The organism is Micromonospora sp. NPDC049662 (genome assembly GCF_040675055.1).
Lineage (GTDB): Bacteria > Actinomycetota > Actinomycetes > Mycobacteriales > Micromonosporaceae > Micromonospora.
Map to the genome: position 1 here is coordinate 1 of NZ_JBFAOC010000091.1, position 15223 is coordinate 15223.

The following is a 15223-nucleotide window of genomic DNA, read 5'->3' on the forward strand; positions in this document are numbered from 1 at the left end:
GTGGGGGCCTGGGGGTGGTGGGGTGGGGTGGGGGCCTGGGGTGGGGGTGGGGTGGGGGTTAGCCGTCTATTCGGGTTATGTTGCGGATTTTGTTGGACGCGTCCAACGCGGCCACCTTGTACGCCTCGGCCAGGGTCGGGTAGTTGAACACCGCGTCGATCAGATAGTCGATCGTGCCGCCGCAGCCCATCACCGCCTGACCGATGTGGACGATCTCGGTGGCGGCGGTGCCGAACACGTGCACTCCGAGCAGGCGGCCATCCTCGGGGGAGACGAGCAGCTTCAACATCCCGTACGAGTCGCCGACGATCTGGCCCCGGGCCAGCTCCCGGTAGCGGGCGACGCCCACCTCGAACGGCGTCGACGCGTCGGTCAGCTCGGCCTCGGTCTGGCCGACGAAACTGATCTCCGGGATGGTGTAGATGCCGATGGGTTGCAGGCCGTGCATCTCCCGGATCGGTTCGCCGCAGGCGTGCTGGGCGGCCAGCCGGCCCTGCTCCATGGAGGTGGAGGCCAGCGCCGGGAAGCCGATCACGTCACCCACCGCGTAGATGTGCTCGACCGACGTGCGGTAGTTGGCGTCGACGGCGATCCGGCCGCGTCGGTCGGCCGTCAGCCCGGCCGCCTCCAACGCCAGGTCGTCGGTCTGGCCCTGCCGACCCGCCGAGTACATGACGGTGTCCGCGACGATCTTTTTGCCGCTCTTGAGGATGCACAGCGCCGCCGTCTGGTGCTTCTCCACCGCGGCGACCTCCTCGCCGAAGCGGAACGCCACCGACAGATCCCGCAGGTGGTACTTGAGCGACTCGACGATCTCCTCGTCGCAGAAGTCGAGCATCTGCTCGCGGCGTTCGACGACTGTCACCTTGGTGCCGAGGGCGGCGAACATCGACGCGTACTCCATGCCGATCACGCCGGCGCCGACCACGACCATGCTGCGCGGTACGGCCTGGAGGTTGATGACGCCATCGGAGTCCACGATGGTCCGCTCGTCGAAGTCGACGCTGTCCGGGCGGGCCGGGCGGGTGCCGGCCGCGATGACGGCCTTGTCGAAGGTCACCTTCGACTCGCGCCCGGAGCCCGCGTCGACCCAGATGGCGTGGGCATCCGCGAAGCGGCCGGTACCGGTGATCATCGCGACCCGGTTGCGGGCGAGTTGGTTGCGGATGACGTCGGTCTGCCGGGTGATGACGTGCTGGGTGCGGGCGGCCAGGTCGCTGACCGTGATCTCCTCCTTGACCCGGTAGCTGCTGCCGTACAGGTCGCGCTGGCTCAGGCCGGTCAGGTAGAGCACCGCCTCGCGCAGCGTCTTGGACGGGACGGTGCCGGTGTTGATGCACACCCCACCGAGCATGTCGCGGCGGTCCACGATGGCAACCCGCCGGCCGAGTTTGGCGGCGGCGATCGCGGCCTTCTGACCGCTGGGTCCGGAGCCCAGCACCAACAGGTCGTAGTCATACACGAGCGTTAGCGTCGCAAGATGTCGCCGCCGACACCAGACCCCGGACGTGAGCGTTACTCGTCTGCCACCACGCAGACGCCGCCGTTGAGCGTGACCTCCTCCGGCAGTTGGGTGCCGGTGGCGACGATGCCCAGCGACACCGTGCCGCCCGGCCTGATCACCGCGTTGTGGCTGGTGTTGCGGACCCGCAGATAGCTGTTGTTCGGCCGGTCGACGACCTGCGCGCCCCAGAGGGCCCGTACCTGCTGGCTGGCCCAGAACCGCCAGGTCATCGTCCAGCCGTTCACCGCCGTCGTGCCGGTGTTCTCGACGGCGAGGTACGCCACGAAGCCGTCCGGCCCCTGCCGGGCGACCGTGCGGACCGCGCAGCTCGGCGGGGGCGGCAGGGTGGTCACGGTGACCGGCGACGACAGCGCCGACCAGTTGCCCGCCTCGTCGCGGGCGCGCACCACGAAGGTGTACGTCGTGTTCGGCGTCAACCCGCTGACCTGGGTCATGGTGGGACTCGGCGGGAACTGGTACAACTCCCTGACCAGGGTCAGTTGACCGCTGGCGTCGACCCGGTACACCTCGTACCGGTCGAGCACGACGTTGTCGGTCGACGGGGTCCAGCGCAGCCACACCAGGGTCGCCGCGACGTCGTACGCGACCGGCTGGCCCGGCGTGCTCGGCGGTTGGGTGTCACCCGGTGGCATGGTCAACCGCAGCGTCGGGTTAGACACCGACCGGTTGCCCGCCGCGTCCAGCCCCGCGACGCTGAGGGTGTACGTCCGGGACGGGCGCAGGTCGGTGAGGCGGATGGTGGTGGTGTCGGTCGAGTACGCCCGGCCGGTGTCCTCGAACAGCGCCGAGACCGCGTAGCCGACCACGCCCACGTTGTCGGTCGACGCGGTCCAGGTCAGCTCCACCGAGGTGGTGTCGATGGCGGTGACCGTGATCGGGCCGGGGGCGGTGGGGCGCTCGGTGTCGTCGGCGGCGTACGCCGGACTCGGGCCCAGCGCGACCGCTGCGGCCGCCAACGCGGCGACGGCCAGGGTGGTGGCCCGTGATCGGGGCCGTGTTCGGATGGGGTGCACGATGAATCCCTCGCCTCCGGTTGTCCGCAGCGGGCCGGCGATTCACTGCCGTCGATTTTAGGGCAGTGGGCGGCGTGAGGATGCCCCGTCTAGGGCCAGTTCTTATGAAAGAGGCCCTAGCTGACCAGGCGGCGTTCCCAGGCCCAGGCGGCGATCTCGACGCGGTTGCGGGCCGGCAGCTTCGCCTGAACGCTGGCCAGGTGTGTCTTGACCGTGCCGACGGCGATGAAGAGTTGGCCGGCGATCTCGGCGTTGGTCAGGCCCCGGGCGACGAGCTTCACGACGTCGAGTTCCCGTGGGGACAGGCCCGCGTCGTCGCGCGGCGCGGTGGGCGAGCTGAGGTGCTCCAGCAGCCGTACGGTGATGGACGGGCTGATCAGCGCGTCACCGGAGACGGCGGCGCGGACCGCCTCGACGAGCAGCGTTGGCCCGGAGTCCTTGAGCAGGAAGCCGCACGCGCCGTGGGACAGCGCGGTGTGCACGTACTCGTCGAGGTCGAAGGTCGTCACCACGACCACCCGCACCGGGTCCTTGACGCCCGGCCCGGCGAGCAGCCGGAGCGCCTCCAGGCCGTCGAGGCGGGGCATCCGGATGTCCAGCAGCACCACGTCCGGACGGAGCCGACGGGTCATCTCGACGGCCGCGATCCCGTCGGCGGCCTCACCGACCACCGCCATGTCCGGCTGCGCTCCGATGATCATGCCGAAGCCGGTGCGGACCATCGCCTGGTCGTCGGCGATCAGCACCCGGATCATCGGGTCACCGCCGGGCGCAGGGGAAACGCGGCGTCGAGCACCCAGCCGCCGGAGACGCCCGGTCCGGCGGTGACCGTGCCGTCCAGGGCGCGTACCCGCTCGGTGAGACCGACCAGGCCGAAGCCGTGCCCCCGGGCCGGCGTCGTGCGCGGGCCCGCGCCGTCGTTGGCGACCCGGACCAGCAGCCAGTCCGGCGTACGGCGCACGGACACCGCCACCGACCGGGCGTCCGACGCGTGTTGGCGGGCGTTGGTCAGCCCCTCCATCACCACCCGGTACGCCGAGGTGGAGACCTCCACCGGCAGCCCGTCGAGCGGACCGTCGACGTACAGTCGGGCCGGCGCGTTGGTCGTGCCGTTGTGGCCCTCCAGCAGCGGCGCGAGATCGGCCACACCGGCCAGCGGGGCCAGCGGCGCGTCCGGCGGGGCGTGCGGATTGCGCAGCACGCCGACCATCCGCCGCATCGAGGCCATCGTCTCGGCACCGGCCCGCTCGATCTGCTCCAGGGCGACGATCACCCGTTGCGGGTCCTGTTCCGCGACGAACCGGGCGCCCTGCGCCTGCACCACGATGCCGGTCACGTGATGGGCGATGAAGTCGTGCAGGTCGCGGGCGAACTCGGCGCGCTGCTCGGCGCGGACCAGCGCGATGGCCCGCTCCCGGCCGCTGGCGACGACGCGCAGGTAGATCCCGGCGGCGGCGGCGCCGACCGCGCCGAGCGCCTGGAGCAGCCCGAAGATCACGTAGACCAGGTCGGCGCCGGCGCGCAGCGGAAGCGCGGCGGCGGCGAGCGCGGCGACCACCGCCGCCCAGGGGGCGAACCGGGCCGCGCCAAAGCGGGTCACCACGAACACCACCGCGATCATCCCGGCGGACTCGGCCAGCCCCCAGGTGCCACCCAGCAGATAGGCCGCGATCCTGCCGAGCAGCAGAAGGCCCGCGGTGACGGTGAGTGAGACGACACCGAGCGCGAGCGCCGCGATCGGCAGCGCCCGGGATTCCGTTCGGTGCACGGGCAGCCAGACCACCGCCGTCGCCGCCGCCAACCCCACCTGGAGCAGGGCCCGCAGCGCTTCGACCACCCCCATCCCGCTGGCGAGGCCGTACCGCAGGTCGAAGGCACAGAGCAGGGCCAGCGCCGTCAGACCGGCGAGCTGACCCAGGCGTACCCACCAGGTGGAGGAGATCGGCGCATTCATCGTGACCCAGCGTAGCCACGCGGAGGGCCGGTCCAGATCGGCCGAAAGACAGACCCCTCGGCCGCGTTCCCCGACCGGGGACCGATGCGGCCGCCGCCCGGCGCGGGCGAGGCTTCCGGCGGTCACATCGCAACCACTGGAGGAATCCATGGCAACCCACGCCCCACCGCAGACCGGGCAGGCGGCCGTCGCGGCCGTCGACCTCGTCAAGGTGTACGGCAGCGGCGACACCGCCGTCCGCGCCCTGGACAACGTCTCGGTCGCCTTCGGCCGGGCCGGGTTCACCGCGATCATGGGCTCGTCCGGGTCCGGCAAGTCGACGCTGATGCACTGCCTGGCCGGGCTGGACACCCCCACGTCCGGGCGGGTCCTGCTGGGCGGCACGGAGCTGACCGGTCGGTCCGACCGTACGCTGACCCGGGCCCGCCGCGACCGGATCGGCTTCGTGTTCCAGTCGTTCAACCTGCTGCCGCAGCTCACCGCCGCGCAGAACATCACCCTGCCGCTGGACCTCGCCGGCCGGGACGCCGACCGTGACCTGTTCGCGCACCTCGTCGACGTGCTGGGTCTCGGCCAGCGGCTCGGGCACCGGCCCAGCGAGCTCTCGGGCGGCCAGCAGCAGCGGGTGGCGCTGGCCCGGGCGCTGGTGTCGCGGCCCGAGGTCGTCTTCGCCGACGAGCCGACGGGCAACCTCGACTCCCGCTCCGGGGCGGAGGTGCTCGCCATCCTGCGCGACTCGGTACGCGACCTGGGCCAGACGGTGGTCATGGTCACCCACGACCCGATCGCCGCCGCGTACGCCGACCGGGTGGTGCTGCTGGCCGACGGTCGGATCGCCGGCGAGATCCACGAGCCGGACCAGGGCTCGATCACCGACGCGCTGCGCGCCCTGGCGGTGGCCGCATGAGGGCGACCGTGCTGCGTACCCAGGTGATCGCCGCGGCCCGACGGCCGGGCCGGCTGATTCTCACCGGCCTCGCGATCCTCGTCGCGTCGTTCGTGGTCTTCGGCACCGTGCTGGCGCGGGACATCACCGAACGGACCGCCCGGGACACCCTCAGCGGCACACCGGCGGCCACCGACCTGGTGGTCGGTGACCCCGAGCGGCCGCCCGCCCTGACGGCGTTGCGGGACGTCCGCGCCGTGCCCGGCGTCGTCGAGGCGGTGGGCCGGGTGACCATCGGTGTCTCGGTCGGCGGGGGATACGTCAACCTCCAGGCGGATCCGGGCCGGGGCCCGCTGGCCACGGTCCGCCTGGTCCAGGGCAGCTATCCCGACCAGCCCGGCGAGATCGCGGTGAGTCCGCGTACCGTCGAGCGGCTGGGGCTGACGGTCGGCACGGTGACCACCGGGACGGGCGGCGACCGCACGGCCGAGTCGCCGCTCACCGTCACGGGAGTGGTCGATACCCCCGTCGACGACGGCGCCAACGCCTACGCGCCCGACGACGTCGTGGCCGCGTGGGGTCACCTGACCTTCGTGGAGCGGATCGACCTGCGGGCGGCCCCGGGCGCGACGCAGGCGGTCCACCAGCGCCTGGCCGCGGCGGTCCCCGCCGAGCAGCCGGTCCGCTCGGGCGCCGAGGTACGCGACGCCGAGGCCGACGCGGCGGCCGAGCAGGTCGGCAGGCTGTTCGCGCTGGTCGGGATGTTCGTCGGGATCGCGGTGGCCGCCGCGGCGCTGGTGGTCACCTCCACGTTCCGCATCGTCTTCGCCCAGCGGATGCAGCACCTCGCGCTGCTGCGGGCGGTCGGCGCGGGCCGGGGGGCGTTGGTGGGCGCGCTCACCGCCGAGGGTGCCCTGACCGGGTTGGTCGCCGGTGTCGTCGGGGTGGCCGCCGCACTGACCGTCGGGCAGGCGCTTCCGCCGGTCCTGCGCGCCTTCGGCACGGAGGTGTCGTCGCCGGGGCTGCCGCTGACGGCGGCGGTCGCGGTGGTGGTCGGGGCGGTCGTGATCACCGTGCTGGCGGTCCTCGCCCCGGCGTTCTCCGCCGCTCGGGTCTCGCCGCTGGAGGCGTTGCGCGCGGCCAGCGTCACCGCCGGCCGGCGGGGCATCGGAGCGGGTCGCCTGGTGTCCGGGGCGCTGCTGGCCCTCGGCGCGTTGCTGGCCGGCGTCGCGGCGGTGCGCCGCATGCCGACGCCGGGCGCGGAGTCGTACGACCCGACGCTCGGTCTGTTCCTGCTGGTCGCCTCGGGCGCGTTGGCGTTCTTCGCCCTGGTGGCCCTCGGGCCGCTGCTGGTGCGTCCGGTGCTGGCGGTCGTGGGCTGGCCGCTGCGCCAGCTCGGCGCCCTCGGACGGCTGGCGGTCGGCGGGATCGGTGGAACGCCGCGGCGCGCCGCGGCCGTCTCCGTGGTGGTGGCGCTCGGCGTGACGCTGATCTCCGGCGTGGTCATCGGTGGCGCGTCCATGCGGGTGGTCGCCGATCGCGACATGGCCCTCTCCGCGCCGGCCGACTTCGAGGTGGCCTCCGCCGAGGGTACGGCCCTGCCGGTCGCCGTCCTGGCGCGGGCGCGGGCCGCCAGCGCGTCGCTGACCCGGGTCGTGCCGTACCGGATGCTCCACGACGTCGCGCTCTTGCGGGGCGGTGCGCGCATCGGTGACGTCGAGGCCGGGTACTCGACGACCGACCTGGACCTGTCGGCGTTGCCGACCCTCGCCGACCTGCCCGTGGCGCAGGGCAGCCTCGCCGACCGGGGACCCGGCCGGATCGTGCTCGGCCAGGAGGTCGCCAGCGTCACCGGGCTGCGGGCCGGCGACACGGTCACCCTCGGCCGCGCCGCGTCGACGGTCGACGTGCGGGTGGCGGCGGTCCTGCCCGACCGTGGCCCCCTGTACGCGGGCATCCTCGCCGACCGTGCCGACCTGGACCGGATCGGCGGGCCGACGGCGTACACCGGTCTGCTGGCCGACGCCGCCCGCGCGGGCGAGGACGGCCGTACCGCCGGGGTGCGGGCGCTGCGGCAGGCGGTCGGGGACGCCCCCGGGCTGCACATCGGCGTGCTCGCCGACGATCGGGACCGCAACGACGCGGTGCTGAGCGCCCTGGTCTGGATCACCGCCGGCCTGGTCAGTCTCACCGTGCTGATCGCCGTGGTCGGGGTGGGGTCGACGACCGCCCTGTCGGTCGTGGAGCGGGTACGCGAGTCCGGGCTGCTGCGCGCCGTCGGCCTGTCCCGGGCCGGGTTGCGCACGATGCTGACCGTCGAGTCCGGCCTCTACGGGGTGATCGGGGCGACCTTCGGTCTGCTGCTCGGCGTCCCGTACGCCTGGTTGGCGGTGCGGGCGCTGGGGCTCAACGCGCCGCTGACGTTGCCGGTGCTGCCCCTGGTCGGGCTCTTCGTGGCGCTCGTCGCGCTGACCGCGTTGGCCGGGGTGCTGCCGGCGCGGCGGGCCTCGCGGGTGAGCCCGGTGGCGGCGCTGGGCGTCGAGGGATAGGTGCGGGGGCGGGCCGGCGCCATCCGGTGGGCGCCGGCCCGCCGCGCGGTCAGTTGGGGTTGCTGGCGTGGGTCAGCGTCTCCCAGGCGACGAAGAGGTTGTTGCTGCCGGCGGGACGCTGTTGCAGCGTGAGGGTCTGCGTGTTGGTCATGACGTTGCCCAGCCGGTTGCTCATCGCGTTGAAACCGACCTCGGTGATCGGGCCGAGGCCCCGGGTGAGGGTGCCGCCGCACAGCCAGGAGGGCGCCGCCTCGCCGAGTTGGTAGCGCGAGTGGAAGCCGAGGGCCTGCCGCAGCCGCTCACCGACCTGCGGATACAGGTCACGCTGCTGGATGCGGGAGGTCTCCGCGACGTGCGAGATGGCGGAGATGCCGTATCCGGTGTGGACGAAGTCCCGGCAGGTCTCCTGCGCGAGGCCGGCGACGAAGGTGGACTGGCCCTGCCAGTAGCCGATGATCTCGCCGCTGGTGTCCAGGCCGCTGCCGGGCACGGTGTACGGGAGCGCGCCGTCACTGGGCAGGTAGATGAACGCGCGGGCACGGTTGAGGAAGCGGGTCACCGCCGCGTCGTAGGCCGTCCGGTCGTCCAGGTGCACGGCGATCCCGATGGCGGCCTCCATCATGGTCAGTTCCCAGTTGCCGTTGCTGTTCGAGCCGTTGCGGACCACCGGCAGGTAGACGGTGCGCAGCATGGTGGCGAACCGGTTGGCGTTGGGCCAGCTGCTGTACGTGTACTTGATGATCTCGGCGGCCCGGGGCCAGGTCGAGGCCGCCCAACCGGTCTGCAGGGGCGCGTTGCTGCCGGTGTGGGAGGTGATCGTCGCCGACCAGGCGTCCATGATCTGGATCGCCTTCTGGGCGTACCGGGAGTCGCCGGTGAGGTACCAGGCGAGTGCGTCGGTGTACGCGGCGATCGCGTCCTCGCGCTCTTCGGTGCAGCCGTTGTTGGGGTTGGAGTAGGAGCCGCACTCGACGACCGCGCGGGGCGCCGGGGTGCGGGACAGCGAGGCGTACCGGCTGGACATCATCTGGTTGTAGGCCGCCGCCCAGGGCTGTGCGCCCGCCTGCACCCGCCCCCGTACGAAGTCGAGCTGACCCCTGCTGACCAGCACTCCGGGGTGGGTGAAGCCGCTCGACGGCGGTGGGGTGGTGCCGCCGGTGGGCAGCGTCCAGAGTTGGTTGGCGGTGCCGGTGCAGCTCCAGATCTGTAGCGGCGTGCCGTCGGCGGAGCTGGTGCCGGTGGCGTCGAGGCACTTGCCCGAGGCCGGGTTGACCAGCTGCCCCGCGCTGGACGACCACTGCTGCGCCCCGGTGCCGTTGCAGTCGTAGATCTGCACGCGAGCACCGTTGGCGGTGCTGGCGGCCGCGATGTCGAGGCACTTGCCCAGGGCTCTGATCGTGCCGTCGTCGGCCACGGTCCACTGCTGCGCCGTCGAGCCGTTACAGGCGTAGAGCTGCACCGGGGTGGAGTTGGCCGGGTTGGCGGCCGCCACGTCGACGCATTTGCCGCCGTACCCGGTGATGGCGCCCGTGGCGGCGGCGGCCGCGGGGGAGACGCCGACGATCAGGCCGGTCGGTACGGCGAGCAGGGCCGCGGCGAACGCGGCGGCCAACCTGGTGCGGCGGGGCGGGTGCCCAACCGTTCGTCGCGCCATGGCGGGGTCCTTCCGGGGCGGCGGAAACAACTGTAAAGTGTGTTAATCATTACAGTCGCAGGCATCGATATCAATGCCTTCACCACAATTGCCCGCCGCCACCGGCGTCGACCCTCAGCCGAGCGGACCGCCGACGACGGAGAGGAGGCGCAACCTGTCGTCGCTCTCCGAGCCGGGCGCGGCCGTGAGGACCAGCAGGGTCTGGGACTGGTCCGGATCCACCAGCGTCTGGCAGTGCAACTCCAACGCGCCGACCTCCGGGTGCAGGAGGCGCTTCGGTGGGCAGGGACCGCCCGGCACCGGATGCTCCCGCCACAGCTGCGCGAATTCCCCGCTCGTGGCCAGCAGATCGTCGACGATCGCCGCGGCTCGAGAGCCACCGCCATCACGGGTGTACGCCGCGTGCAGGTGCGCCACGAACAGTCGGCTCAGCACCGGGTGATCCTGCGCCGGATGCCGCTCCCGCGCCGTTGGGTCGGTGAACCAGCGGTGGTGCGCGCTACGCGCCAGACCGGTGTGCCGGGTCTCGTCGCCGAGTAGGGCGACGGCCGGCGCGGTCTGCGCCAGGGTCTCGCCGAGGTGGTTCACCACCAGGGCCGGGGTGTCGTGCAGCCGATCGAGGATGCGTGTCATCCCGGGGTTGACGTGGTCGGCGCGTACCGCGCGGTGGGGCACGGCGTGCCCGGCGAGCTGGAACAGGTGGTCCCGTTCGGCCAGGGACAGGCGTAGGCCGCGGGCCAGGGCGGCGAGCATCTGCTCGGAGGGGTGCGGCCCGCGCTGCTGCTCCAACCGCGTGTAGTAGTCAGTGGACATACCGCTCAACGCGGCGACTTCCTCGCGCCGCAGCCCACCGGTGCGTCGGCGCGGGCCGCGCGGCAACCCCACGTCCTCGGGGCGCAGCGCCTCGCGTCGGCTGCGCAGGAAGCTGGCGAGGTGGGCGCGGTTCACGGTGACTCCGATCGGGGTGGGCGCCGGCTGGTGGACCGGCACGGTGGGTGCAACAGACGGGCCGGCGCGGGATGTTCCGCGCCGTGCGCTTGCTGCTCGACGCTGCGGGCCACTCCGCCGATTGGCTGCAATCGGACGGCTGATCGGTTTACGCCACACGACCGTCACGAAATCCGGCGGCAGAGCGTCACAGTCCCCGGTTAGTCTGCCTCCGCGCGTCGTCGCCCCGGCACGTCGCGTCCCGCGCCTGGTCGGCGCGGCGATCGCCGCCACCGCCCACCATCGGTCCGGATCAACCGACCTCAGGAGAGTTAGTGACACAGCAATCCGTCGCGACATCGGACAAGCTCGACGCCGCGGTGCTCAAGGTGGCGGGTGTCGTCGTCCTTGGCGCGATCATGTCGATCCTCGACGTGACGGTGGTCAGCGTCGCGCTGCCCACGTTCCAGACCGAGTTCGACGCCTCCTACGCCCGGGTGGCCTGGACGATGACGGGCTACACGCTGGCCCTGGCCACGGTGATCCCGCTCAGCGGGTGGGCGGCCGACCGGTTCGGTACGAAGCGGCTCTACATGGTGGCGCTCGCCCTGTTCACGATCGGGTCGGGGCTCTGCGCCACCGCCGACTCGATCGGCCAGTTGATCGGCTTCCGCGTCCTGCAGGGCCTCGGCGGCGGCATGCTCATGCCGCTCGGCATGACGATCATGACGCGGGCGGCCGGGCCGCACCGGATCGGCCGGTTGATGGCCGTCCTCGGCATCCCGATGCTCCTCGGCCCGATCGGTGGCCCGATCCTCGGTGGCTGGCTGATCGACACGGCGAGCTGGCACTGGATCTTCCTGATCAACCTGCCGATCGGTGTCATCGCCCTGATCTACGCGCAGATGGCGCTCCCGAAGGACGCCCCCGAGCCGTCGGAGTCCTTCGACTTCCTCGGCATGCTGATGCTCTCCCCGGGTCTCGCGCTCTTCCTGTACGGCGTCTCGTCGCTGCCGGAGGCGGGCACGTTCAGCGCGACCAAGGTGTGGGCCCCGATGCTGGTCGGCGGCGCGCTGGTGGTGGCCTTCGTGCTCTACTCCTTCAAGCCCCGGCACCCGCTGCTCGACCTGCGGCTGTTCCGCAACCGCAACCTCACCATCGCGGCGGGCACGCTGTTCGTGTTCATCATCGCGTTCATGGGCGCCGGCCTGCTCTTCCCGAGCTACTTCCTGCAGGTGCGCGGTGAGTCCACGCTGGCCGCCGGCCTGCTGATGGCCCCGCAGGGCATCGGCGCGATGATCACCATGCCGATCGCCGGAACGCTCGCCGACCGGGTACCCATCGGCCGTACCGTCCCGTTCGCGCTCGCCCTGATCGTCGTCGGGTTCTTCGGCTTCACCCAGGTCGACCCGCAGACGTCGTACTGGCTGCTCGGTGGGTCGCTGTTCGTGATGGGCCTGGGCATGGGCGGCACGATGATGCCCATCATGACGTCGGCGCTGCGCACGTTGCAGGCGCAGGAGGTCGCGCGCGGCTCGACGCTCGTCAACATCCTGCAGCAGATCGGCGGCTCGGTCGGCGCCGCCGTGATGTCGGTGATCCTCACCAACGAGCTGAACGGCTCCCGGCCGATCCCCGGCCTGGTCGACGAGAGCAGCGGCAAGCCGGTCACCGAGGCCGGGCTGGCCATCGCCTCCCAGCAACGACCGGAGGTGCTCGCGCAGGTGCCGGTGGACCCCTCGACCCTCGCCTCGATCATCGAGCGCGGTCTCGACTTCGCCGCGAAGTCGTTCGCCCACACGTTCTGGGTGGGGTTCGCGCTCGTGCTGGCCACCTTCATCCCGGCCGCCCTGCTGCCGCGCCGACGTACGCCCGCGCAGCCGCTCGGTGACGAGCAGACCGACCTGCCGAAGACGCCGGTCGTCATCCACTGACCGACGCGCCCGCCGCGCTCGACGCCCGTTGCGGTGTCGAGCGCGGCGGTGTGTGCGGGGTGTCAGCGCAGCGGACCGTCGCCCGGCCCGTTCGGGTCGTCGACCACGTGCACCGCAGCCTCCTCGGCGCTCGCGCCACCCGCGTCGATCCCGGCGTCCCACGCCACCGAGTCGGCCTCGTCGTCCTCGCGGACGCCCTCGTCGTACTCGACGAGACGGCCCGCGCGCGCCTCGGTCTCGTACCCCCGGCGGGTCAGCTCGTCCTCGTCGTCGCCACCCTCGGCGTACGGGTCGACGTCCGGCTCCTCCTGGGCGAGGTACTGATCCAACGACTCGCCCGCCCGCTCCTCGGCGGGGGTGGTGCCGAACCGGTTCGCCGCCGTCCAGTGGTCCGCGGCGACGATGCCGGTGTCGAGGGGGTCGCCGACCCGGTCGTCGTCGAGGGTGTCGGAGGCGTCCAGCACCCCGTCGTCCTCGGCCACGTTCCACTCGTCGACGGAATCCGTCTGGCTCACGGCATCTCTCCTTCGTCACGGCGCAGCGAAGTGCCAAGCCTATGACCGTGCAACACGGCCGGCCCCCGAGGCCTGCCCGCTGTGACGAACCGGCCTCGGGAGGCGGCGGCAATCACCGCTTCAGCAGCTCCACCACGGCCGCGGTGAACTCCTCCGGCTGCTCGATGTGACCGAAATGCCCACTTTGCTCCAGGACGATCAGCCGCGAGTCCTTCAGGCCGGCGTGCAGTTCCTCGGCGTAGCGCGGGCCGCAGATGAAGTCGTGCGCCCCGACGACCACCACGGCCGGAGCGGTGATCTCACCGAGCCGGTCGCGTACGTCGAAGGGAACCGGGTCCTGCGCGCCGGCCGGCGCCGCCCAGGCCCGCAGACCCGCCTGCAACGGGGCGAACTCGGCCTGCCGAGCCCAGAAGTCCGCGAAGTAGACCGGTAGCGCGGCGCCCAGACCGGCGCTCAGCGTCTCGTCGTCGGTGGCGCTGAGGGCCCGTTGGAGAGCGGCCGGGATCTCCGCCGCCTCCGGCCGGTCCGGGTGCCGCTGCGGGTAGGCGGCGAGGTTGGTCATCGCCTCGGCCCAGAAGTCGGCGCCGGTGAGCGGTGAGGTGTCGTACAGGATGAGCCCGGCCACCCGGTCCGGGTGCTCCAGGGCGTAGCGCTGGATGACGAAACCGCCGTACGAGTGCCCGAGCAGGTACACCCGGGGCTCCCCGAGGTGCGCGACGACCGCGTCCAGGAAACGGACATAGGTGTCCATCCGGTAGTCGTCGGCACTGTCGAGTCGTCCCGACGCGCCGGTGCCGACCGGCTCGACGTACACCATCGTGTAGTGCTCTTCGAGGCTCGGCGTCCGCAGGTAGGACCACTCGATGCCGGGGCCGCCCGAGTGCGCCACACAGACCGGGCCGGTGCCGGCGACGTGGTAGACCTGCCGCACCCCGTCGACGGTGAACGAGTGGGCGCCGGGCGCGAGCGCGCCGGTGTCGTGGTGGGTGGAACCCATGAACTGTCTCCCGATTCGTGACCCGTGCGGCGTGTGCCGCGACGGCAACTGGTGGCTGGACACCGACCAGATGCGCGGGTCGTCGGGAAAGTTCGCTCGGCGGGAAACGTTTTCTCAGAGCCGCGCCGGAACGGGGTGGAACAGCGTGAGCTGACGTACCCGCCCCTCGCGCAGCACCTGCAACCACAGCGCCGCCGGCGGGCAGTGGTCCGGGTTGTCCGTCGGGCTGATCAGGTCGGTCTCCCAGATGAGCACGTCGCCGCTGGCCACGACGCTGCGCAGCCGTTGTCGTACCCCGGCGTTCAGGTCGCTGGTCATGCCACGCAGCGCCAGCTCGGGCCCGCCGCGTGGCCCACCGGGAACGATCATCTGAGCCTCCGGCCACCAGGTGTCGTGGACCACCTGGTCGAAGTCGCCCCGCATCGCCGTGGCGATCATGTCGACGCCCTCGCGCCACCGCGCGTCGCCGGCCGCGCGGACGTCGGCGTGGGCCGAGGTCGCCGCCGCGCGCAGGCCGCCGGCGAGGGCCCGCCGGGCGTGGCTGAGGCGGCTGCGGACGGTGCCGACCGGCACACCGCACACGGCCGCGATCTGGTCGTACGAGGAGGCGTCGCTGAAGTAGCGCAGCATGGTGACCAGGCGGTCGGGCTCGGACAACTCGCCGATGGCGTGCCACACCCAGTCGCGCAGCGCGCCGGAGTCCAGGGACTCCTCCGGGGTGGGATCGGTGGCGGGGTGGGCGAACCACTCCGGATCGGCGACCGGCGTCGGACGCGGCGCGCGCAGTGTCATCCGGGCGTTGTTGCGGACGACCGTGCGCAGCCACGGCCCGACGGCTGCCGAGTCACGGATCTCGCCGACGCGCCGCAGCGCCGTCACCATCGCGTCCTGCACGGCGTCCTCGGCATCCGGTCCGTAGCCGAGCAGGCTCATCGCGACCGCCCGCATGCCCGCCTCGTGGCGGGTCAGCAGCACGCCGAGCGCGCCCGCGTCGCCCGCCTGCGCGAGCGTCACCAGTTCGGCGTCACCCAGCGTCATGCCCGGTTCCTCCCCGAAACACCTGTTCTGAACACGTCTGCTCTTCAAGCGTACGGCGGACCGGCGCGAGGACGGTGCGGCCGTTGTCGGCGGCCGGCGGCCACGGGTGTTCCGGGGTCGCCGATCTGCGGAGAAGTCCGGCGCCGACCGGCTGCGCTACGCCTGGGGCGACACCGTCGGTGGCGATCCCACCACGCCACCACCGAGCACCGGCACCACCTACCGCCTCGA

The 15223-nt window shown here is 72.4% G+C and carries 12 protein-coding genes; 3 read left to right on the forward strand and 9 right to left on the reverse strand.

Features of this window, described 5'->3' with window-relative positions:
* Positions 1–58: 58 nt before the first annotated feature.
* The 4 genes from sthA to AB0J36_RS33235 form a co-directional block, all read right to left on the reverse strand.
* The gene (sthA, locus tag AB0J36_RS33220) at positions 59–1462 is read right to left on the reverse strand and encodes a Si-specific NAD(P)(+) transhydrogenase (protein ID WP_363661545.1); all 1404 of its coding nucleotides are present in this window, start codon (positions 1460–1462) and stop codon (positions 59–61) included.
* A gap of 53 nt (positions 1463–1515) precedes the next feature.
* Entirely contained in the window at positions 1516–2538 is a 1023-nt protein-coding gene (locus tag AB0J36_RS33225; RefSeq protein ID WP_363661546.1) for a fibronectin type III domain-containing protein, read from the reverse strand.
* 116 nt (positions 2539–2654) lie between these two features.
* The gene (locus tag AB0J36_RS33230) at positions 2655–3293 is read right to left on the reverse strand and encodes a response regulator transcription factor (protein ID WP_357117511.1); all 639 of its coding nucleotides are present in this window, start codon (positions 3291–3293) and stop codon (positions 2655–2657) included.
* A complete protein-coding gene (locus AB0J36_RS33235; protein ID WP_363661547.1) occupies positions 3290–4492 on the reverse strand; it encodes a histidine kinase in 1203 nt (400 codons plus the stop codon). Before AB0J36_RS33235 ends, AB0J36_RS33230 begins: the two co-directional genes overlap by 4 nt.
* A gap of 148 nt (positions 4493–4640) precedes the next feature.
* Here AB0J36_RS33235 and AB0J36_RS33240 point away from each other — a divergent pair, with 148 nt between their 5' ends.
* Positions 4641–5399 carry an ABC transporter ATP-binding protein gene (locus AB0J36_RS33240; RefSeq protein ID WP_363661548.1) on the forward strand — a complete coding sequence of 253 codons (759 nt, stop codon included), beginning with the start codon at positions 4641–4643 and terminating at the stop codon, positions 5397–5399.
* Positions 5396–7927, forward strand: coding sequence for an FtsX-like permease family protein (locus AB0J36_RS33245; protein ID WP_363661549.1), 2532 nt, complete (start codon positions 5396–5398; stop codon positions 7925–7927). Before AB0J36_RS33240 ends, AB0J36_RS33245 begins: the two co-directional genes overlap by 4 nt.
* A gap of 49 nt (positions 7928–7976) precedes the next feature.
* Here AB0J36_RS33245 and AB0J36_RS33250 read toward each other — a convergent pair whose 3' ends face one another.
* Both AB0J36_RS33250 and AB0J36_RS33255 read right to left on the reverse strand, forming a co-directional pair.
* Positions 7977–9581 (reverse strand): ricin-type beta-trefoil lectin domain protein, encoded by a 1605-nt coding sequence (locus AB0J36_RS33250; protein ID WP_357169461.1) that lies wholly within the window; start codon positions 9579–9581, stop codon positions 7977–7979.
* Between the two features lie 114 nt (positions 9582–9695).
* On the reverse strand, positions 9696–10529 hold the full coding sequence (locus AB0J36_RS33255; RefSeq protein ID WP_357169464.1) for a helix-turn-helix transcriptional regulator: 834 nt from the start codon (positions 10527–10529) through the stop codon (positions 9696–9698).
* Between the two features lie 314 nt (positions 10530–10843).
* Here AB0J36_RS33255 and AB0J36_RS33260 point away from each other — a divergent pair, with 314 nt between their 5' ends.
* On the forward strand, positions 10844–12442 hold the full coding sequence (locus AB0J36_RS33260) for a DHA2 family efflux MFS transporter permease subunit (RefSeq protein ID WP_357117531.1): 1599 nt from the start codon (positions 10844–10846) through the stop codon (positions 12440–12442).
* 62 nt (positions 12443–12504) lie between these two features.
* On the opposite strand, the gene AB0J36_RS33265 is transcribed toward AB0J36_RS33260, so the two are convergent.
* The 3 genes from AB0J36_RS33265 to AB0J36_RS33275 form a co-directional block, all read right to left on the reverse strand.
* The gene (locus AB0J36_RS33265) at positions 12505–12957 is read right to left on the reverse strand and encodes a DUF5709 domain-containing protein (protein WP_355049857.1); all 453 of its coding nucleotides are present in this window, start codon (positions 12955–12957) and stop codon (positions 12505–12507) included.
* Between the two features lie 112 nt (positions 12958–13069).
* The gene (locus AB0J36_RS33270) at positions 13070–13954 is read right to left on the reverse strand and encodes an alpha/beta hydrolase (protein ID WP_357117535.1); all 885 of its coding nucleotides are present in this window, start codon (positions 13952–13954) and stop codon (positions 13070–13072) included.
* 114 nt (positions 13955–14068) lie between these two features.
* Positions 14069–14992, reverse strand: a complete 924-nt coding sequence (locus tag AB0J36_RS33275; RefSeq protein WP_357394774.1) for a sigma-70 family RNA polymerase sigma factor — start codon at positions 14990–14992, stop codon at positions 14069–14071.
* Between the last annotated feature and the right edge of the window lie 231 nt (positions 14993–15223).

Bases quoted from the DNA above. Each gene is read 5' to 3' on its own strand.
- AB0J36_RS33240 (WP_363661548.1), top strand. From the start codon at position 4,641: ATGGCAACCCACGCCCCACCGCAGACCGGGCAGGCGGCCGTCGCGGCC.
- AB0J36_RS33230 (WP_357117511.1), bottom strand. From the start codon at position 3,293: ATGATCCGGGTGCTGATCGCCGACGACCAGGCGATGGTCCGCACCGGC.
- AB0J36_RS33235 (WP_363661547.1), bottom strand. From the start codon at position 4,492: ATGAATGCGCCGATCTCCTCCACCTGGTGGGTACGCCTGGGTCAGCTC.
- AB0J36_RS33245 (WP_363661549.1), top strand. From the start codon at position 5,396: ATGAGGGCGACCGTGCTGCGTACCCAGGTGATCGCCGCGGCCCGACGG.
- AB0J36_RS33270 (WP_357117535.1), bottom strand. From the start codon at position 13,954: ATGGGTTCCACCCACCACGACACCGGCGCGCTCGCGCCCGGCGCCCAC.
- AB0J36_RS33250 (WP_357169461.1), bottom strand. From the start codon at position 9,581: ATGGCGCGACGAACGGTTGGGCACCCGCCCCGCCGCACCAGGTTGGCC.
- AB0J36_RS33275 (WP_357394774.1), bottom strand. From the start codon at position 14,992: ATGACGCTGGGTGACGCCGAACTGGTGACGCTCGCGCAGGCGGGCGAC.